This window comes from Streptomyces graminofaciens, from assembly GCF_030294945.1.
In the GTDB taxonomy this organism is placed as follows: domain Bacteria; phylum Actinomycetota; class Actinomycetes; order Streptomycetales; family Streptomycetaceae; genus Streptomyces; species Streptomyces graminofaciens.
This window is the reverse complement of record NZ_AP018448.1, coordinates 4,957,955-4,976,657: the sequence shown is the minus strand read 5'-3', so window position 1 is coordinate 4,976,657 and position 18,703 is coordinate 4,957,955. Positions and strand designations below refer to the sequence as shown.

16 protein-coding genes are annotated in these 18,703 nt (G+C 72.5%); 12 read left to right on the top strand and 4 right to left on the bottom strand.

Annotated elements, in window-relative coordinates:
- Positions 1-2 precede the first annotated feature (2 nt).
- Together SGFS_RS21080 and SGFS_RS21075 are read right to left on the bottom strand one after the other, a co-directional pair.
- Complete coding sequence (locus tag SGFS_RS21080; protein WP_286252427.1) at positions 3-824, bottom strand: GNAT family N-acetyltransferase; 822 nt, start codon at positions 822-824, stop codon at positions 3-5.
- Between the two features lie 64 nt (positions 825-888).
- Positions 889-1,548: a GNAT family N-acetyltransferase gene (locus SGFS_RS21075; protein WP_286252426.1), complete on the bottom strand. Its 660-nt coding sequence runs from the start codon at positions 1,546-1,548 to the stop codon at positions 889-891.
- A 185-nt stretch (positions 1,549-1,733) separates the two neighbouring features.
- Here SGFS_RS21075 and lon point away from each other — a divergent pair, with 185 nt between their 5' ends.
- The 7 genes from lon (at position 1,734) to SGFS_RS21040 (ending at position 10,284) form a co-directional block, all read left to right on the top strand.
- Complete coding sequence (gene lon / locus SGFS_RS21070) at positions 1,734-4,172, top strand: endopeptidase La (protein ID WP_286252425.1); 2,439 nt, start codon at positions 1,734-1,736, stop codon at positions 4,170-4,172.
- A gap of 420 nt (positions 4,173-4,592) precedes the next feature.
- A complete protein-coding gene (locus SGFS_RS21065) occupies positions 4,593-4,994 on the top strand; it encodes a hypothetical protein (RefSeq protein WP_286252424.1) in 402 nt (133 codons plus the stop codon).
- A gap of 119 nt (positions 4,995-5,113) precedes the next feature.
- Positions 5,114-6,037, top strand: coding sequence for a hypothetical protein (locus tag SGFS_RS21060; RefSeq protein ID WP_286252423.1), 924 nt, complete (start codon positions 5,114-5,116; stop codon positions 6,035-6,037).
- The gene (locus SGFS_RS21055) at positions 6,030-7,526 is read left to right on the top strand and encodes a peptidoglycan-binding protein (protein ID WP_286252421.1); all 1,497 of its coding nucleotides are present in this window, start codon (positions 6,030-6,032) and stop codon (positions 7,524-7,526) included. The genes SGFS_RS21060 and SGFS_RS21055 overlap by 8 nt, the downstream gene beginning before the upstream one ends.
- A complete protein-coding gene (locus SGFS_RS21050; RefSeq protein ID WP_286252419.1) occupies positions 7,523-8,332 on the top strand; it encodes an ABC transporter ATP-binding protein in 810 nt (269 codons plus the stop codon). Before SGFS_RS21055 ends, SGFS_RS21050 begins: the two co-directional genes overlap by 4 nt.
- The gene (locus SGFS_RS21045) at positions 8,329-9,609 is read left to right on the top strand and encodes an ABC transporter permease (protein ID WP_286252418.1); all 1,281 of its coding nucleotides are present in this window, start codon (positions 8,329-8,331) and stop codon (positions 9,607-9,609) included. The genes SGFS_RS21050 and SGFS_RS21045 overlap by 4 nt, the downstream gene beginning before the upstream one ends.
- Positions 9,610-9,786: 177 nt before the next feature.
- On the top strand, positions 9,787-10,284 hold the full coding sequence (locus SGFS_RS21040; RefSeq protein WP_286252416.1) for a MarR family winged helix-turn-helix transcriptional regulator: 498 nt from the start codon (positions 9,787-9,789) through the stop codon (positions 10,282-10,284).
- Positions 10,285-10,302: 18 nt separating this feature from the next.
- Here SGFS_RS21040 and SGFS_RS21035 read toward each other — a convergent pair whose 3' ends face one another.
- The gene (locus SGFS_RS21035; protein ID WP_286252414.1) at positions 10,303-11,088 is read right to left on the bottom strand and encodes a protein phosphatase 2C domain-containing protein; all 786 of its coding nucleotides are present in this window, start codon (positions 11,086-11,088) and stop codon (positions 10,303-10,305) included.
- Positions 11,089-11,461: 373 nt separating this feature from the next.
- On the opposite strand from SGFS_RS21035, the gene SGFS_RS21030 reads away from it, so the two are divergent.
- The 5 genes from SGFS_RS21030 to SGFS_RS21010 all read left to right on the top strand — a co-directional run bounded on the left by SGFS_RS21030 (position 11,462) and on the right by SGFS_RS21010 (position 17,350).
- Positions 11,462-14,290 carry a sensor histidine kinase gene (locus SGFS_RS21030; protein WP_434027673.1) on the top strand — a complete coding sequence of 943 codons (2,829 nt, stop codon included), beginning with the start codon at positions 11,462-11,464 and terminating at the stop codon, positions 14,288-14,290.
- Positions 14,287-14,808: a roadblock/LC7 domain-containing protein gene (locus tag SGFS_RS21025; RefSeq protein WP_286252411.1), complete on the top strand. Its 522-nt coding sequence runs from the start codon at positions 14,287-14,289 to the stop codon at positions 14,806-14,808. The genes SGFS_RS21030 and SGFS_RS21025 overlap by 4 nt, the downstream gene beginning before the upstream one ends.
- Positions 14,805-15,308 (top strand): DUF742 domain-containing protein, encoded by a 504-nt coding sequence (locus tag SGFS_RS21020; RefSeq protein ID WP_286252410.1) that lies wholly within the window; start codon positions 14,805-14,807, stop codon positions 15,306-15,308. The genes SGFS_RS21025 and SGFS_RS21020 overlap by 4 nt, the downstream gene beginning before the upstream one ends.
- Before the next feature lie 169 nt (positions 15,309-15,477).
- Positions 15,478-16,053 carry a GTP-binding protein gene (locus SGFS_RS21015; RefSeq protein WP_286259995.1) on the top strand — a complete coding sequence of 192 codons (576 nt, stop codon included), beginning with the start codon at positions 15,478-15,480 and terminating at the stop codon, positions 16,051-16,053.
- A gap of 52 nt (positions 16,054-16,105) precedes the next feature.
- Positions 16,106-17,350 (top strand): styrene monooxygenase/indole monooxygenase family protein, encoded by a 1,245-nt coding sequence (locus SGFS_RS21010; protein WP_286252409.1) that lies wholly within the window; start codon positions 16,106-16,108, stop codon positions 17,348-17,350.
- Between the two features lie 42 nt (positions 17,351-17,392).
- Here the strand turns inward: SGFS_RS21010 and SGFS_RS21005 are convergent, their stop codons facing one another.
- The gene (locus SGFS_RS21005; RefSeq protein WP_286252407.1) at positions 17,393-18,550 is read right to left on the bottom strand and encodes a C40 family peptidase; all 1,158 of its coding nucleotides are present in this window, start codon (positions 18,548-18,550) and stop codon (positions 17,393-17,395) included.
- Positions 18,551-18,703: the final 153 nt, after the last annotated feature.

Here is an 18,703-nt window from a genome sequence, read left to right as displayed (position 1 = left end):
CCTTACGGCCTGTCGTCCGACGACAAGTCCTGAGGGCCCGGCGGCGACCACACGTACGGCGTGGTCGTGGTGACGGCCCGGAAGCCCAGGCCGCGCAGGACGGGGTGGCTGTCGGCGGAGGCGTCGACGTGGAGGTACGGGACCTCGCGGGCGGCGGCGAGTTCCGCGCGGGCGGCGACGAGGGCGCGGTAGATGCCCCTGCCGCGCCACGCGGTGAGGGTCGAGCCGCCGTACAGACTGGCGAACTCCGATGCCTCGCGGAAGATGATCCAGGCCGCGGACACGACCTCGCCGTCGGCCTCGGCGACGAAGACGGCGATCCCGTCCGGGGCGGCGGCGATCCGTCCGATCAGGTCGTCGGCCAGCCAGTGAAGGTCCTGTTCCCAGACGGCCGACTCCAGGGCGGCGATCCGCCGCATGTCCGTCTCGGCGGTGACCTGGCGGACCGTGACCCCGTCGGGCAGCACCGACTGCCGCACGGTGAGGTCCTCGACGATGCCGACGACCACCGTCTCCGGCTCCTCGGCCACGAAACCGGCGGCGAGCAGCCGGCCGGTGAGCTCGGTCGGCCGGTCGTAGCCGCGGACCTTCCACTTCAGGCTCTCGCCGCGCACGCCGAAGTAGTCGCGCTGGCGGACGATCAGCTCGTCCAACTCCGCGCCCCGCACCCCGAGATCGCTTGCCGCCGCGACATACCCGCAGACCTGCCCGACGACCCGCACCACGGGCCCGTCCTGCTCGTACGTCACTCCCGCGGGCGGGTTCGGGGGTGCGCCGCGCATCTGGGCGTCGTAGGCGGCGAGCAGGGTTTCGGTGTCCGTCATGCGCCAGACGCTCGCTCACGGGCCGGGGTGCGGCAACGGGATTTTCACCGCCGGGCGGCACTCCTTACGGCCGCCCCGTGAACTTCGCGCTCGTCAGGGGTGCCGCCACCGTCCAGCCCAGGGACTCGTACAGTGCGCGGCCTTCCGGTGTGCCGGCCAGGATGCCCGTCTCGGCGCCCTGTTCGAGGGCGGCGTGGGTGAGGGTGCGCATGATCAGGGTGCCTAGGCCCCGGCGGCGGTGGGACGGGGAGGTTTCTATCTGGTCGACGACCGCCGTGGCGCCGGTCGGGGCGATCTGGCCGCGGGCCGCCCAGGAGCCGTCGGGGGCGGCGATCATCGCGCGGGTCACGCCGCCGCGGGACCAGACGCGCAGCCGGTAGCCGTCGGGCCCGCCCGGGACCTCGGCGCCCTTCGGTGGCCTCGACAGCGGGACGGACATCAGGTAGCCCGGTTCGGGGTCGATCCACCAGCCCTCGCCGAGCCAGGGGGCGACCGTCGACGGCGCGGCGAAGACCTTGAGCCATACGCCGGCACCGGTCACCGCGTCCGCGACCTTGCGGACCGTGGTCTCGTCGACGGCGTCGTTCGTGGCGGTGAGGACGTGGCGGGTGATGTGGTCGGGCGTTCCCACGTCGATCGTGCAGCCCCACGGCTCCGCGATGGGCGGCGCCGCCCCGCGCGAGACGACCCATCCGTCGATCCAGGCCCGCACGATTCCGTCCACCGCGACCCCCAGGTGTTGTGTGATAGATGAAATGTAATAGGTGAAATGGCTTAGTGATTATTACTTATGCCGGGCCCTCCGCGGTGATCGATCGCTCACAGCGAACGAGCCGCTCCCCTGGGAACAATCACCGGCGCACACGCATTGAGTCGGCATAGCTCAACTTGAATGCCGAGGGAGAGATCATGGCTTCGACGTCCGCACCGCTCACCCTGCCCGTACTGCCGCTCGACGACGAGGTCGTGCTGCCTGGCATGGTGGTGCCGCTGGACCTCAATGACACGGATGTACGGGCCGCGGTGGAGGCCGCGCAGGCCGCGGCGCGGGCCGAGCCGGGCAAGCCACGGGTGCTGCTGGTGCCACGGATCGACGGGACCTACGCGAGCACGGGCGTCCTGGGCACCGTCGAGCAGGTCGGGCGGCTCGCCGACGGCGACCCGGGGGCCCTGATCCGGGCGCGCGGGCGGGTGAGGATCGGGGCGGGGACCACCGGGCCCGGGGCCGCGCTGTGGGTCGAGGGCGCCCAGATCGAGGAGAGCGTGCCCGAGCCGCTGCCGGGGCATGTCGGCGAGCTGGTCACGGAGTACAAGGCGCTCGCCACCAGCTGGCTCCGCAAGCGCGGCGCCTGGCAGGTGGTTGACCGGGTGCAGGCCATCGACGACGTGTCCGCCCTCGCCGACAACTCCGGGTACTCGCCGTTCCTCACCACCGAGCAGAAGATCCAGCTCCTGGAGACCGGCGACCCCGTCGCCCGGCTGAAGCTCGCCACCCAGCTGCTGCGCGACCACCTCGCCGAGCAGGACGTCGCCGAGACCATCGCCAAGGACGTTCAGGAAGGCGTCGACAAGCAGCATCGGGAGTTCCTGCTGCGGCGGCAGCTCGACGCCGTCCGCAAGGAACTGCGCGAGCTGAACGGCGAGCAGGACGGGGACGAGTCCGACGACTACCGGACGCGGGTCGAGGCCGCCGACCTTCCCGAGTCCGTGCGTGAGGCCGCGCTCAAGGAGGTCGACAAGCTGGAGCGGACCAGCGACCAGTCGCCCGAGGGCGGGTGGATCCGCACATGGCTCGACACGGTGCTCGAACTGCCGTGGAACGAGCGGACCGAGGACTCCTACGACATCCAGGGCGCCAAGGGAGTGCTCGACGCCGAGCACGCCGGCCTGGAGGACGTGAAGGAGCGCATCACCGAGTACCTCGCCGTGCGCAAGCGGCGGGCCGACCGGGGGCTGGGCGTCGTCGGCGGGCGCCGCGGGGGTGCCGTACTCGCCCTCGTGGGGCCCCCCGGGGTCGGAAAGACCAGCCTCGGGGAATCGGTCGCGCACGCCATGGGGCGGAAGTTCGTGCGGGTCGCGCTCGGCGGTGTGCGTGACGAGGCGGAGATCCGCGGGCACCGGCGTACGTACGTGGGCGCCCTGCCCGGGCGCATCGTCCGCGCCATCAAGGAGGCCGGGTCCATGAACCCGGTGGTCCTGCTGGACGAGATCGACAAGGTGGGCTCCGACTTCCGGGGCGACCCGGCGGCCGCCCTTCTCGAAGTCCTCGACCCCGCCCAGAACCACACCTTCCGGGACCACTACCTGGAGGTCGAACTCGACCTGTCCGACGTCGTGTTCCTCGCCACCGCCAATGTGCTGGAGGCCATTCCGGAGGCGCTGCTAGACCGGATGGAGCTGGTCCGGCTGGACGGGTACACCGAGGACGAGAAGGTCGTCATCGCCCGGGACCATCTGCTGCCCCGGCAGTTGGAGCGGGCCGGGCTCGGGGCCGACGAGGTCGTCCTCGACGAGAGCGCGCTGCGCAGGCTCGCCGGTGAGTACACGCGCGAGGCCGGCGTACGGAACCTGGAGCGGGCCGTGGCCCGGCTGCTCCGCAAGGTCGCCGCACAGCACGAACTGGGCGAGCGGGAGCTGCCGTTCACCATCGCGGACGGCGATCTGCGCGCGCTCATCGGGCGCCCGCACCACGTGCCCGAGTCCGCCCAGGACCCGGCCGAGCGGCGTACGGCGGTACCGGGTGTCGCGACCGGGCTCGCGGTCACCGGCGCGGGCGGTGACGTCCTGTACGTGGAGGCGTCGCTCGCCGACCCGGAGACGGGCGCGGCGGGGCTGACGCTCACCGGGCAGCTGGGCGATGTCATGAAGGAGTCGGCGCAGATCGCGCTGAGCTTCCTGCGCTCGCACGGGGCCGAACTGGAGCTGCCCGTGGGCGATCTGAAGGACCGGGGCGTGCACATCCACTTCCCGGCGGGGGCCGTGCCCAAGGACGGGCCGAGCGCGGGCGTCACCATGACGACGGCGCTCGCCTCGCTCCTGTCGGGGCGGCTGGTCCGGACGGATGTGGCGATGACCGGTGAGGTCTCGCTGACCGGGCGCGTGCTGCCCATCGGTGGCGTCAAGCAGAAGCTGCTGGCCGCGCACCGGGCGGGCGTCACGACCGTCGTCATCCCCAAGCGCAACGAGCCCGACCTGGACGACGTCCCGGCCGAGGTCCTCGACAAGCTCGACGTCCATGCCGTGACCGACGTCCGGCAGGTGCTGGAGCTGGCGCTCGCCCCGGCGGAGACGGCAGGGGAGTCCAAGTCCGGGGAGTCCGGGGAGGTGAGGATCCCGGCCGCGGCGTGACGGACGCGGTGCGGGTGTGTGTGGCCCGGGGCCCCTTACGGGGTTCCGGGCCACACGCGTATGCGGCGACGGGGGCCGGGGCGGGCGGCTTCGGGTGCCGAGGGGGTGTTTCCGGTCCAACTTCCGTCATGGGCATGACGTCCGGATCAATCCCGAATCGCCTGTGAAATTTATGTCAGCTTTATGTAAAGACCCTGTGTAAAGGACGGGTCGGGGCCCGCCCAGGACGCGAGCGGTGCGCCCGAGGGGTGTGCGCAAGCGGTCAACTCCCTTGTCCGGAACGTTTGTTGGCGGTTTGCCCGCGACTGGCGCCTCCACGACAGTGATGCCGCTCCAACCCTCCGGGGCCGTTCGACGCCCCTGGAGTTCTTCGCAGCACGTTTCCGTTCCACCTCGTCAACTGAGTGAGAGGAAACAGCAATGCGCATCAGAACCGTCCTCGCCGCAGTCGCCCTGAGCGGTGCGGCCGCCCTCGGGGCCGTGGCCCCGGCCCAGGCGGCGCCGAGCGACACCGAGCAGGAGGCCGGCGCCCTCGCGGTCGTCCATGTCGTCCTCTACCAGCACGCCAACTACGGCGGTGCGTCGTTCACCCTGACCGGCGACTACGGCTGTGACACCAACGCCGACGTGGACTGGCAGCTCAGCTCGTTCTCGCCCTACGGGTGGAACGACACGGTCTCGTCCTTCCTGAGCTACTCCGACTGCGAGACCAGGCTCTGGGAGCACGACAACTTCGGCGGGGCGAGCTACGGCGCCTACGTGAACAGCAGCTATGTGGGCGACGCCATGAACGACAAGGCCTCGTCGTCCCAGAACTCCTGACGCTCCCACACACCGTGAGCGTCCTCGCACGGTGAACGGTGGCGCCGACGGCCGGAATCCGCCGGCGCCACTGGGCCCCAGTTTCTCAGAAGGTCTCCCACCCGGAGGTTTGGAGTTCCGTGAGCCGCATCAGGTTCCGCAGCGCGACGCCGGTCGTAATTCTGGCCGTCGTCCTAGCCGGTTGCTCGGGGGAAGGCACCGAGGGCGACGGGCCCGTGCCCGACCTCGGCGCGATACCCCGGGTGCGCAGCAGCGCGGACATCTCCGATCTGCCGATGGACGGGTACATCCTCGGCAAGGAGCAGTACGGGACGTATCTCAAGGCCCAGCGGTCGCTCATCCGGCGGTGCATGTCGCGGTTCGGCTTCGACTTCCGGGCCATGGACGCCGTTCTCGACGCCGGCGAGGTCCCGGACCTCCGCCCCGACATGACCCGTTACTACTTCCTCATCGACGCGGACGCGGCGGCCACCTCCGGCTACCGGGCGCCCGAGCGGCACCGCCCCGTCGAGGAGGGCGACGGCACCGGGGAGGACACCACCCCCACCGCGGCCGAGCGCGCGGTGCTCGTGGGCAGCAACGCGGGCAAGCAGGTCGACGGCGAGCAGGTCCCCGAGGGCGGCTGCCGGGGCGAGGCGAACCGCGAGACGCTCGGCGAGGGCGGGACGGACAGCTTCCTTCAGTTGCCCAACGACCGAGTCGCGCTCCGGGCCCGTACGGACGCCGACGAGCGGGTGAAGAAGGTCTTCGGCGAGTGGAGTGCCTGCATGGAGAAGGCCGGCTACGACTACGACGACCCGATGCAGGCCAACGACGACGACAAATGGGACGCCTCCAAGCCCGCCGGCCAGGCGGAGATCCAGGTGGCGAAGGCCGATGTCGCCTGCAAGCAGAAGGTCAACGTCGTCGGTGTGTGGTGGGCCGTGCAGGCCGCGTACGAGAAGCAGTACATCGAGAAGAACGCCGAACGCATGGCTGAGGTGAAGCGGACCGTCGACGCCGTCCTGCGCAACTCGGGGCGGCTGGTGGGCGGCGGTGCCTGAGGAGTCCACGGAGCCGACGACCGAGGAGCTCGCGGCCGGTACGGCGACCGGGACGGCCGATGGGGGTGCCGCCGATGCCGATGCCGGTGAGGGCGCGGGCGGCGGTGGCGGTGAGGGCGCGGGCGGCGGTGGTGTGGCGCTCGCGCGGCGGCGGAGTCTGCTGGTCACCGTCGTCGTGGCGGCCGTCGTGCTGTCGGCCGGAGGCATCGGCGCCGCCACCCTGGTCAAGTCCCCCGCGGAGCGCGCCGCCGCACAGGGACCGCCCCCGGCGGACGTGCTCACCGCTCCCGTCGAGTACCGGGTGCTCAAGGACTCCGTCGTGCTGCGCGGCACCGTACGGGCGGACCAGACCGTCGAGATCACGGCGGTGTCGGCGGGCGGCGGGGACGCCGTGCGCGCGGTGGTGACCAGGACCCCGCTGCGCGAGGGCGCCGCGGTGAAGGCCGGCTCGGTGCTGGTCGAGATCTCCGGCCGACCGCTCTTCGCCCTTCAGGGCACCCTGCCCGCCTACCGCGACCTCAAGCCCGGCGCGCGCGGCGCGGACGTCACCCAGTTCCAGCGCGCGCTCACCCGTCTCGGCCACGGCACCGCCCCGGACCCCGAGGGCACCTTCGGCGCGGGCACCGAACGGGCCCTTGCCGCCTTCTACGCCTCCCGGGGCTACGAACCGCTGCCCGCCAGACCCGACGGCGCCGCCGAACTGACCGCCGCCGAGCGGGCGGTGACCCAGGCCGAGCGCACCTGGCAGGACGCGCCGAAGGGCAAGCAGAGGAGCCGCGCGGCGGAGGACCTGGCCGCGGCCAAGGCCGAACTCGCCGCGCTGGAGGCGGTCGACGGCCCCATGCTGCCCGCCGCCGAGGTGGTCTTCCTGCGCGGTATCCCCGCCCGGGTCGACCGGCTGGGCACCCGGGTCGGCGCCGAGGCCGGGCCCGGCGCGGAACTCCTCACCGTCTCCGCGGGCGACCTCGTCGTACAGGGCCGGATCGGCCCCGAGCAACGCGACCTGGTTCGGGCCGGGCAGCGGGTCGAGATCCTCTCCGAGGCCACCGGCACCACGGCCGAGGGCACCGTCACCACGGTGTCCGAGGCGGCCGACCAGGGCGACGGCGAGAGCCAGGACGCCGGGGACGGCTCGGGGGAGGGGAGCGGCGGCGGGTATGTCGTGCTGGTCAAACCGGGGAAGAGGCTGCCCGCCGGACTCTCCGGTCAGGACGTCAGGCTCACCGTTACCGCAGGCTCTTCCAAGAAAAAGGTGCTGATCGTACCGGTCGCCGCGATCTCGGCCGGGGCCGACGGCAAGTCCGTCGTCACGGTGTACGGCGCGGGCGGCAAGCGCCACCGCACGGAGGTCGCCACCAGCACCACGGGAGACGGCTTCGTCGCCGTACGGCCCCTGGGCGGAGCCCGGTTGCACAAGGGCGACCGGGTGATCGTGGGCGTGACGGGCGGGGAGAACGCCGGGCCGGACTCCGGGGAGAACGCCGGATGACCGAGGCCGTACACGAGTCCGTGAGCGAACCCCCCGTCCTCGAACTGCGCGGCGCCGCCTTCACCTACCCCGGCCCACCCCCGGTCGAGGCGCTCAAACCCTGTGACCTGCGGATCGAGCGCGGCGAGTACGTCACCGTCGTCGGGCCCTCCGGCTCCGGGAAGTCGACCTTCCTCAACATCGCGGGGCTGCTGGACACCCCGACGGCCGGCATCTGTCTGCTCGACGGCCATGACACCGGCGCGCTGAGGGACAGCGAGCGCACGGCCCTGCGCGGCCGCCGCATCGGCTTCGTCTTCCAGTCCTTCCACCTCCTGCCCCACCGCAGCGCCCGCGAGAACGTCGAGCTGGCGATGATGTACGGCGGGCGCGTACGGCGGGGGGCGCGCGCGGCGCGGGCGCGGGAGGCGTTGGAGCGGGTCGGGCTCGGCGCGCGCGCCGACGCGCCGCCCACCCGGCTCTCCGGCGGCGAACGCCAGCGCGTGGCCATCGCCCGCGCCCTCGTGGCCCGCCCCTCGCTCCTGCTGTGCGACGAGCCCACCGGCAGCCTGGACACCGCGACCGCCGAGTCCGTGCTCCGCCTCCTCGACGCTCTGCACGACGACGGCATGACGCTCGTGGTGATCACCCATGACCCGGCCGTCGCCGCCCGGGGCCGCCGCACGATCACCATCCGGGACGGGGCGCTCAGCGAACCGAGCGGGCTGAACGGGCCGGGCGGGCTGGGCGGGCCGAGCGCACCGGGCGGGCCGGGCGGGCTGGGCGGGCCGGGCGCACCGGGCGGGCGGAACGGGCGTGCCGCATGAGGTTCCCCAGGTTCCCCGGGCTCCGGCTGAGAGCGCCCCGCCGCCACAAGGGCCCCACCCCCACCATCCCCCGCTCCCACCTCACCCTCCACGACCTCCTCTCCGAAGCCGTCGCCGGAGTACTCCAACGCCCCGGGCGCTCCGCGCTCACCGCGCTCGGCACCGTGCTCGGCGTCGGCACCTTCGTGGCCATCCTCGGGCTGACCGCGACCGCCTCCTCCCAGATCGACTCCCGCTTCACCGCCCTGACCGCCACCGAGGTGACCGTCGAGGACACCGGCGGCGACGAACCCGTGAAACCCGCCCTCTCCTTCCCCGACGACGCCGACCGCCGGATCGAACGCCTCCACGGTGTCGAGGCCGCCGGGGTCTACTGGACCGTCGACGCCCCCGCCGCCCGCCGGGTGCGCGCCGCGCCGGTCGGGGAGGGCGCCCGGGGCGACGAGGTCCCGGTCCTCGCCGCGTCCCCCGGTGTCCTCACGGCCGCCCGCGCCACCCTCCAGCAGGGCAGGCTCTTCGACTCCTGGCACGACAGGGAGCGGCAACGGGTCGCCGTGATCGGCGCCGGTACGGCGGCCCGGCTGGGCATCACCACCCTGGACACCCGGCCCGCCGTCTTCATCGGCGAGGTCCCCTTCACCGTCATCGGCGTCGTCGCGGACGTGGAACGCAAGGCCGATCTGCTGCTCTCGGTGGTCGTGCCGCGTACGACGGCGGCAGCGCTGTGGGGCCCGCCCATCCAGAACCGCGCCGGCATGCTGATCTCCACCCGGATCGGCGCGGCCGTCCAGATCGCCGAGGAGGCCCCGCTCGCCCTGCGCCCGGACCAGCCGGGCCACTTCAAGGCCGTACCGCCGCCCGACCCCAGGTCGCTGCGCACCTCCGTCACCTCCGACCTGGACCAGCTCTTCCTCGTCCTCGCCGCGATCTGCCTGGTCATCGGGGCGGTCGGCATCGCCAACACCACACTCGTCGCCGTACTGGAACGCACCGGGGAGATCGGCCTGCGGCGCTCGCTGGGGGCCGGGGGGCGCCACATCCTCGGCCAGTTCCTCGCGGAGTCCGGGGCGCTCGGCATGCTCGGCGGGCTGGTCGGCACCTCGCTCGGCGTACTCACCGTGCTCACCGTCGCCGTCGTACGGGACTGGACGGCCGTCATCCATCCGGGCACCGTGGCCGCGGCCCCGCTCATCGGTCTCGCCACCGGCGTACTGGCCGGCCTCTACCCCGCCTGGCGGGCCTCCCGCATCGAGCCGGCCGAGGCTCTGCGAAGGTAGGGACCGCCCCGGAGCCGACAGACCGCGGGGACGGGTGCCGATCCGGCCCCGGCTCTGCGAAATACTGTCGGAGCTGCGTAAACGGCAGCCCATGGCGGGAACTTCCGGATCCCCGGAAAACCCGGAAGCGCAGCAGACGAAAACCCGGCAGCACAGCGAACGGATCAGGAGCGCCGCATGCGGGACGAGGGCGGAAACGGCGACGGGCAGCACTTCGGGTCCCACGCGCCGACGGGCGGGATGGACCAGGCGTTCCTGGCGCTGGAGCGGGAACTGACGGTCCTGTTCCGGCGGGCCCGCGCAAAGTCCGGCGAGATGGCCCGCGCCGTCCACCCGGAACTGGAGTCCGCCGCGTACGGCCTGCTCGCCCGGCTCGACGAGGCCGGCCGGCTGCGCGCCACCGAACTCGCCGCGTTCATCGGCGTCGGCAAGGCCACCATGTCCCGCCAGTTGCGGGCCCTCGAACACCTCGGCCTGATCGCCCGCGAACCCGACCCCGCCGACGGCCGCGCCTGGCTCGTCCACCTCACGGACGAGGGCCGCGCCCGGTTCAGGGCCGTACGCAACGCCCGGCGCGCGGAGTACGTACGGCAGATGACGAACTGGGACCGCGACGAGGTCGCCCAACTGGCCCACCTCCTGCACCAGCTGAACCGCGACAGCACCGAGAGCTGACGCCCGCCGCGCAAGCCGTCACAGCTCCGCGTACACCACCGTCGCGTCGTCGTGCCGCTTGCTCCGGCCCAGGAACTGCCGCTCCACATCCGCCGTTTCGAGCACCCGTACGCGGTCCACGAGCGCCCGTGCGCCCTCCTTGCGGACGACGGTGAAGCAGTCCGCCCAGTCGCCCTCGTGGAACTTCTCCACCCAGCGGGTCGCGCCGTCCGTCAGCGCGGCCAGCGCCCGCACCTGCGCGCGAGGCAGCGAACCCGTCACCGCCCGCGCCGCCACCGCCGGGTCGGCGGCCGCCGTCCAGAAGCCGCCCTCCTTGTTCCGCAGCGTCGCGTCCACGTGCGCGGCCGACGCCAACGACGTGCGCGGGACGCGGGCGAGACGGTCGTCCAGGAGGGCCGTCACCATGCCGTTCGGGGCCTCGGACAACAGCGCCGAGTCCGACAGGACCAGGTACTCGACCCGCTCCGCCGACCAGCGCGCCAGGACCACCGTCGCCTGCGGGGTACGCGGGTGAGAAAGGTCACAGGTTTGGGCGTGCTCCTCGGCGGTACGAGAAATAGCCTCGCCGAGCACCTCGGTCAGGGGCGGAAGCCGTGGTGAAACGGATAGTTCGGTCAGGGCGCCGCCGAGGCGGGAACTGAACCAGGCGACCGAATGTCGACAGCCGTAGTCCCCCTGAGGGGGCGTCACACCGTCGAGGACGACCAGCGCGCCGCCCTGTCCCCCCGCGGGAAGGGCGACGGATGCGAAGTCCTCGTTGGGGCGGGACGGGTCACCGGGCTCCGAGGCGAGTTCCGTACGCATTCGGCCAGTCTGCAGGAGAGATTCAAGGGCCGTGAAAGGCCGACAACGGTCGCCGTACGTCCGGGACCCGGCAGGCGGGGCGCCGGGTTTGGCATGGAATGATCGTGGCCGGTGAGGCGTGCTGGCGAATCCTGCCAAAGCGCGTCGCCGACGTCCAACCGACCCGCTGTCCGGGACACCCGCGCGAGCCAGCGGAACTTGCTCGCCAACTCCCCCGCGATGTTCACTCCTTCGGGTGGCGGGTCTGATGATGCGGGACCGCCGCCCACCGGCGCTGGGAGGGTCGGGAGCCGTACCGGGGACGCTCTTATGTGACTAGTTGGCGGATCGTCACCCGGGCCCATGGGTACACGAGTCAGGAATGCGAGCACCGGTGCAGAAGACGCGGCCTCGGCGCACAGGCAAGCAGGCGACTGCCAAGGCCTCCAAGGCCCAGAAGGGCTCCGCCACCCCGGGACAGGGGACGGCGGACCAGCAGGGCCCCACTGTCGGCACCGGGCGCAGGACACACGCGCGCAACCGGCTCATCGTCGCGGTGGCCGTCGTGGCCGCCGCCGTCGCGGGCGCCGGCGCCCCCTCGATCCTCGCCGCCTCGGAGCAACTGAGCGACACCCAGAGCCTGGTCACCCTCTCCGAGCGGACCCAGGAAGCGCTCACCCTCGCCCACGCGCTGTCCGACGAGCGCGACGAGGTCACCGCCTACATCGCCGCCGGACGGCCGGAGGGCGCCGTCCCCAGCAAGCAGCACAGCGCCCGCGTCGACCTCCAGGTCCGCGAGCTGAGCGCGGACACCGACACCCCCGGCGCGCTCCGCGAGGACCTCGCGTCCATCGCCGTCGTACGGAAGTCGGCGCTCACCGGCGACGGCACCGCGCTCGAGACGCACCAGGCGTACTCCGCGGTCCTCACCGAACTCCACGCGCTGGCCGTGGACCTGGCCGAGCAGCTGCCGCCCCGCGCGGGCGGCGGCGCCCACGCGCTCGCCGACCTCGACACCGCCGTCCAGCAGGCCGCCGTCGCCCGGGGGCTGCTCCTCGCCGCGCTCAGCGTCCCCTCGACCCCGCAGACGGTCGTCGACCCCGCCACCGGTCTGTCCACCACCACGGACAGCGCCACCGTCGCCGACCGGAAGCAGCGCGACGCCCTCACCGCCGCCGCCCAGCAGGCCCGGGTGCGCTCCGACGCCGCCCTCGCCGACTTCCGCGAGATCGCGACCGCCGCCGCCCGCTCCTCCTACGACTCCACGGTCACCGGCCCCGAGGCGAACAGCGCCGACAAGTACCTGAAGAGCCTCACCGACCAGCCGACGCTCTCCGCCGGCGACCTGGACACCGACCGCGACAAGGCCAACGCGGCGCTCTCCGCCCGCGTCGACCTGATGCGCGGCGCCGAGTCCTCGCTCTACGACCGGCGCACCAAGGACCTCGCCCAGCTGCGCGACGACGACGTCACCGCCCTGGAGATCAGGATCGCCGTCCTCGGCGCCCTGCTGCTCGTGGCCGTCGCCCTCGTCTCCGCCATGGCCCGCTCGCTGACCCGCCCGCTCGCGGTGCTGCGCATCGGCTCGGCCCGCGTGGCGGGCGACCCGGCCGCCGAGGAGCCCATCAAGTTCACCGGCCGCAACGACGAGTTCGCCCAGGTCGTCCGCTCCGTGAACGCCCTGCACGCGCACGCCCTCGCCCTGCACGAGCGGCTCGCGCCCCTGGAGGGCGACCGCAAGCACCTCATCGGCCAGCGCCAGACCATGGCCGACGACCGCGACCGGCTGCGTGCCGAACTCGCCGACGCCGCCGCCCATCTGAAGAAGATCCAGCACAGCATCCACGGCACCTTCGTCAACCTCGCCCTGCGCACCCTCGGCCTCGTCGAGCGCCAGCTCGCCGTCATCGAGTCCCTGGAGGAGCGCGAGCAGGACCCCGACCGGCTCTCCACGCTCTTCAAGCTCGACCACTTCGCCACGGTCATGCGCCGCCACAGCGAGAACCTCCTGGTCCTCGCCGGCCACGAGCACGTCCAGCACCACGCCGGGGCGGTCCCGCTCGTCGACGTCGTCCGGGCCGCCGTCAGCGAGATCGAGCGCTACGAGCGCGTCCGCATCGCCCAGCTCCCACCGCACGCGCACATCGCCGGTTTCGCCGCCGACGACCTGAGCCACCTCGTCGCCGAACTCCTGGAGAACGCCACGTCGTTCTCGCCCCCGGAGATGTCCGTCGAGGTCTCCGGCTGGCTGATGGAGAACGGCGAGATCACCCTCTCCGTCCAGGACGGCGGCATCGGCATCGCCCCCGACCGGATGGCGAAGCTCAACGCCCGCCTCACCGAGTTCGACCCCGAGGCGGTCCACGACCAGGAGGACGGCGAGGGCCTCGGGCTCGGCCTCTACGTCGTGGCCCGGCTCGCCCACCGCCTCGGCACCCGCGTACGGCTCCAGGACCAGCGGCCCGGCGGCACCGCCGCGGTCGTCGTGCTGCCCACCTCGATGCTGGCCGAGGCCCCCGCCGCGCCGACGGCCCCGGCCCCCGCGCCGGGCACCGGCGCGCTGTCCTTCCCGGGCGCGGACGCCGAGACCAACGGAGGCGTCCTGCCCGCCCGTTCCGTCGCCGTGCGGGAGCCGGAGGGCGGCGGGGACCCGCTGATCGAGGCGGCGGAGCGGGCCCTGAAGGCGCGCGAGGAGACGGCGGAGGCCATGGAGGCCGCCGAGACCGTCTCCGAGACCACCATGGAGCTGTTCGCCCCGGTGATCCCGGAGCAGAACACCGGCACCCCGGACCGGGCACCGGGGACGGACGACACCGACGCCAACGACCACAACGACCACACGGACCACGCGTACGAGCCGGACGGGGAATCCGGCACGTACACCATCGGGCCCGACGGCCACGAGCGCGCCGCCGACGAGGGGGACGCGGCGCACCCGGCGGCCGAACAGACGCCGCGCCTCACCGACAAGGGCCTGCCCAAGCGCACGCCCAGGATCACCGCACCCGTACCGGCTCCCAAGCCGCGCGGCGGCGGTGTGGACGCGGAGGAGCTCAGGCGCCGGCTCGGCGGGTTCCACCAGGGGGCCAGGGAGGGCCGCCGGGACGTGGAGGCGGAGATCGCCGAGAAGACTGGGGAGAACCGTGCGCCCGAGGCGGCACAGCAGTACCGGACAGACGCAGTTGACACCACGGGGGGCACTTCCGAGGAGGCAAGCAGTTGACCGCGCCCAGTACCTTCGGACTGAGCAGTGAAGCCCGCAATCTGCACTGGCTGTTGACCAACCTCGTCGAGGAGGTGCCGGGGCTGCTGTCGGTCGCGGTGGTCTCCTCCGACGGTCTGCTGCTGCTCTCCTCCGACCCCGGCAGAAACGCCGCGGCCCGCGAGGCCCGTCAGGAACGGCCACAGGGTCCCCGGGGCTCCTCCGCCGACCTCGCCACCATCGTCTCCGGCATCGGCAGCCTCACCATCGGCGCCGCCAAGCTGCTGGAGTTCGGCGGGGTCAAGCAGACGATGGTCGCGATGGACGAGGGCAGCCTCTTCGTGATGTCGATCAGCGACGGCTCGCTGCTCGGTGTGCACGGCTCCCCGGACTGCGACATGAGCGTGGTGGCGTACCACATGGCGCTCTTCGTCGGCCGCGCCGGTCACGTCCTCACTCCCGAACTCCGCAGCGAACTGCGCCAGTCGCTGCAGACGGAGGCCGAGAAGGAGACCGAGGCGGCGGGGAGCGGCCGGTGAGCGGCCCCGAGAAGACCAGGTCGTGCACCGGAAAGGCGGGTCCGGCGAAGAAGCCGGCCGCCGGCCGCAAGGGTGCGCAGAAGAGGCTCCCGGTCCGCGGCGGGGACCGCAAACCCGCCCGCGTCCGCCCCTACTCGCTCACCGGTGGCCGTACCCGCTTCGGGCACGTCCTGCTCGTGGAGACCTTCGTCGCCGTGCTCGAAGCCCCGGAGCAGCGACCTCAGCCGGATGGGGGTACCGCCCACACGTCTGGTCGTGGGGGCGGTTCGGGCAACGCCAAGGTGATGCCCGAGATGCGGGCCATCGTCGAACTCTGCCGCCGTATGCGGACGGTGGCGGAGATCGCCGCGCTGCTGAGAATGCCGCTCGGTGTGGTCCGCGTCCTCCTCAGCGATCTCGCGGACCAGGGAAAGATCCGTGTGTACGGAACAGGTCACGGACCGGGACAGCCGGACCGCGCTCTGCTGGAAAGGGTGCTGAGTGGACTCCGCAGTCTCTGACGCCGCCTCGCCTGGCGTCACCCCCGACGCCACGACCGGTGTCACCCCGGGCGTCGACGCCGACGCCTCCCGGCCGCCCGGGGGCCATGCCCCGGCCGCCTCCCGCGGTCACGACCGCCTCTCCGAACCCCGGTTCGGGCCCGTCGCCGAACTCGAACGCGAGGAAGACCTGAAGGCCTGGCAGACCGATCTCACCCATGCCCCCATCGCCACCAAGATCGTGGTCGCGGGCGGCTTCGGCGTCGGCAAGACCACCCTGGTCGGCGCGGTCTCCGAGATCACCCCGCTGCGCACCGAGGCGCTGATGACCACGGCCAGCGAGGGCACGGACGACCTCTCCGCGACGCCGGACAAGGTCACCACCACCGTCGCCATGGACTACGGCCGCATCACGCTCGCCGACGACCTGGTGCTCTATCTGTTCGGCACCCCCGGACAGGAACGTTTCTGGTTCATGTGGGACGACCTGGTGCGCGGCGCGATCGGCGCGATCGTCCTCGCCGACACCCGCCGCCTCACCGACTGCTTCCCGGCGCTCGACTACTTCGAGAGCTGCGGACTGCCGTACATCGTCGCGGTGAACGAGTTCGACGACAGCGAGCACTTCGAGGTGGCGGACGTACGGGACGCGCTGACCGTACCCGCGCACGTACCTGTCATGATCATGGACGCGCGCAACCGGACCTCGGTGATCGACACCCTGCTGGCCCTGTGCGGGCACGCGATATCCGTCAGCCCCGAGTAGCCCCCGCGAGGGGCGCGGGGGACACCAGGACGCTGTAGGAGAGCAAGTCCGGATGCGGAAGATACTCGTCGTCGGAGCCGGCCAGTCCGGGCTCCAGCTCGCCCTCGGCCTGCAGTCGCACGGGTACGAGGTCACCCTGATGTCCAACCGCACGGCGGACGAGATCCGCCACGGGCGGGTCATGTCGACGCAGTGCATGTTCCATACGGCGCTCCAGCACGAGCGCGACCTCCGGCTGAACTTCTGGGAGACCCAGGCCCCCAAGATGGTCGGCATCGGCGTCTCCGTCGCCGGCCCCGGTGCCGAGCGGGTCGTCGACTGGGTCGGACGGCTCGACGGCTACGCCCAGTCGATCGACCAGCGGGTGAAGATGGCCGGCTGGCTGGAGACCTTCGCCCACCGCGGCGGACAGCTCGTCGTCCACGGCGCGGCCGTCTCCGACCTCGACTACTTCTCCCGGGTCTACGACCTCGTCCTGGTGGCCGCGGGCAAGGGCGAACTGGTCTCCATGTTCCCCCGGAACGCCGCCCGCTCCCCCTTCACCCGCCCGCAGCGCGCCCTCGCCGCGTCGTACGTCCACGGTCTCGGCCCGCGCCCCGAGCACCCGGAGTACGAGGCGGCCCACTGCAACCTGGTCCCCGGCGTCGGCGAACTCTTCGTCACCTCGACGCTGACCACCTCCGGCCCCGCCGACCTCCTCTTCTGGGAGGGCGTACCCGGCGGCCCCGCCGACGTCTTCCAGGGCGTCGTCGACCCGGCCGAGCACCTCGCCCTCACCCTCTCCCTGATGAAGCGGTTCACCCCGTGGGAGTACGCCAGGACCGCGAACGTCGAACTGACCGACGCGGGCGGGGTGCTGAGCGGCCGCTACACCCCCGTCGTACGGGAGCCCGTCGCCCATCTGCCCGGCGGAGGGCTGGCCCTCGGCGTGGCCGACGTGGTCGTGGCCAACGACCCGCTCACCGGGCAGGGCGCCAACACGGCGTCCAAATGTGCCGCAACGTATCTGCGGGCCATCCTCGACCACGGCGACCAGGAGTTCGACGAGGCGTGGATGCGCCGGACGTTCGACCGCTTCTGGACGGAGACGGCGGGGCCGACGACGAAGTGGGCCAACGCGATGCTCGGCGAGCCGCCGGAGCATGTGCTGAACCTGCTCGGCGCGGCCGGGGCGTTGCCGGTGGTGGCTTCTCGGTTCGCCAACGGCTTCGATGATCCGGCGGATTTCGAGGGGTACTTCTACGAGGCGGAGAAGACGGAGGCGTATCTCTCCGAGGTGGCCGGGGGAGCGCCGTAGGGAGTGCTGAGGGTGTGTGGCCAAGGGTTCGGTGCCCCCTTGCTACAAGGCGTCGTAGGCCTCGTCCGAACCCTCTGCCGCCGTGCTCGGGAGCTTTGGCGGCCGGTAGTGCTTGAGGGGCTCGGCGTCGGGATCGGGGCGTACGGCGCCCAGGACCGGGTTGGCCGCCATCGGTGAGACCTTGATCTTCGCTCCCGGTCGCGGGGCCTGGACGACCATCCCCCCTCCCAGGTACAGGGCGATGTGGGTGGCCTTGTCGAAGTAGACGATCAGGTCGCCCGGGCGGAGTTCCTCCAGTGGGACATGCGGCAGCTGGGCCCACTGTTCCTGGCTCGTCCGGGGGATGGGGTGGCCGGCGTCCGCCCAGGCCTCGGAGGTGAGGCCCGAGCAGTCGTACGTGTCCGGGCCCTCGGCGCCCCACTCGTACGGTTTGCCGATCTGGGCCACGGCGTACCGGAGGGCCTTCGCGCCGTTCGCGGTCGGTGGGCGTGGGGTGCTGCCGAGCGCGCCGGAGGTGATCAGCTCGTCCTGGGCCGCCGCGGTGGTGTCCTTCTCCAACTCGGCGAGGTCGGCGAGCTGGTCGGCGGTGAGGGAGGCGAGGAGCCGCTCGACCTCGCCGAGGCGGTCGCGGACGCCGTCGCGTTCCTTCCTGCGGCGCTCGGTGAGGGTGAGCTGCCGGTCGAGGGCGGCGCGGGCCTTGTGGGCCAGGGCGTCGGTGCGTTTCTCGCCGCCGGCCACGCGGTCCAGGGTCTCCGCGCGTTCCTGGGCGACCTGGTGGATGACATGGCCCTGTTCGAGGACGCGGTGCGGGTCGCGGGCGAGCAGCAGGCGGACGTACGGCGAGAGGGTCGTGGTGCCGTTCTGGTACTGCTGGCGGGCGAGGCGGCCGGCGGCGCCCCGGCTGTCGTGCAGGGAGAGACGGGCCCGGGTGAGCTTCCGGTCCAGCCTGGCGACCTCGGCGCGCTGTTTCGTCAGCTCCTCCTCGGTGGCGTTGTAGGCCTCGGTGGCCTCCTCGGCCTCGCGGTAGAGCCGCTGGAGGTCGGTGAGGAGGGTGGCGACGGAGCGGTCGCCGGGGGCGGGGAGTGCCGGGCCGGACGGAGCCGGGGTGGGGCCGGGGCCGGGGGCCGCGGCGAGGAGTGCGCCGGTCACGACGGTCACCAGCGCTGTCGTACAGGCCCGGCGCAGGAGCCTTCCTGACACTTCATCACCTCCGGTGCGGGGGTGGGGGATCCACCCGGGGCCTGTCGTTCGGATCAGGCCTGGCCGCGGGGCTTGGCATGATCCGAACGGCAGGCCCGCACCGGCAGGATGGGGGGAGCGGTGGCCGGGCGCGCGCCGGGTGGGCGGTTCGGC

What these genes read in the sequence shown, in the direction of transcription:
- SGFS_RS21010 (WP_286252409.1), top strand. Translation starts at nt 16,106, where the DNA reads ATGCGGAAGATACTCGTCGTCGGAGCCGGCCAGTCCGGGCTCCAGCTC.
- SGFS_RS21040 (WP_286252416.1), top strand. Translation starts at nt 9,787, where the DNA reads ATGCGGGACGAGGGCGGAAACGGCGACGGGCAGCACTTCGGGTCCCAC.
- lon (WP_286252425.1), top strand. Translation starts at nt 1,734, where the DNA reads ATGGCTTCGACGTCCGCACCGCTCACCCTGCCCGTACTGCCGCTCGAC.
- SGFS_RS21065 (WP_286252424.1), top strand. Translation starts at nt 4,593, where the DNA reads ATGCGCATCAGAACCGTCCTCGCCGCAGTCGCCCTGAGCGGTGCGGCC.
- SGFS_RS21080 (WP_286252427.1), bottom strand. Translation starts at nt 824, where the DNA reads ATGACGGACACCGAAACCCTGCTCGCCGCCTACGACGCCCAGATGCGC.
- SGFS_RS21045 (WP_286252418.1), top strand. Translation starts at nt 8,329, where the DNA reads ATGAGGTTCCCCAGGTTCCCCGGGCTCCGGCTGAGAGCGCCCCGCCGC.
- SGFS_RS21050 (WP_286252419.1), top strand. Translation starts at nt 7,523, where the DNA reads ATGACCGAGGCCGTACACGAGTCCGTGAGCGAACCCCCCGTCCTCGAA.
- SGFS_RS21035 (WP_286252414.1), bottom strand. Translation starts at nt 11,088, where the DNA reads ATGCGTACGGAACTCGCCTCGGAGCCCGGTGACCCGTCCCGCCCCAAC.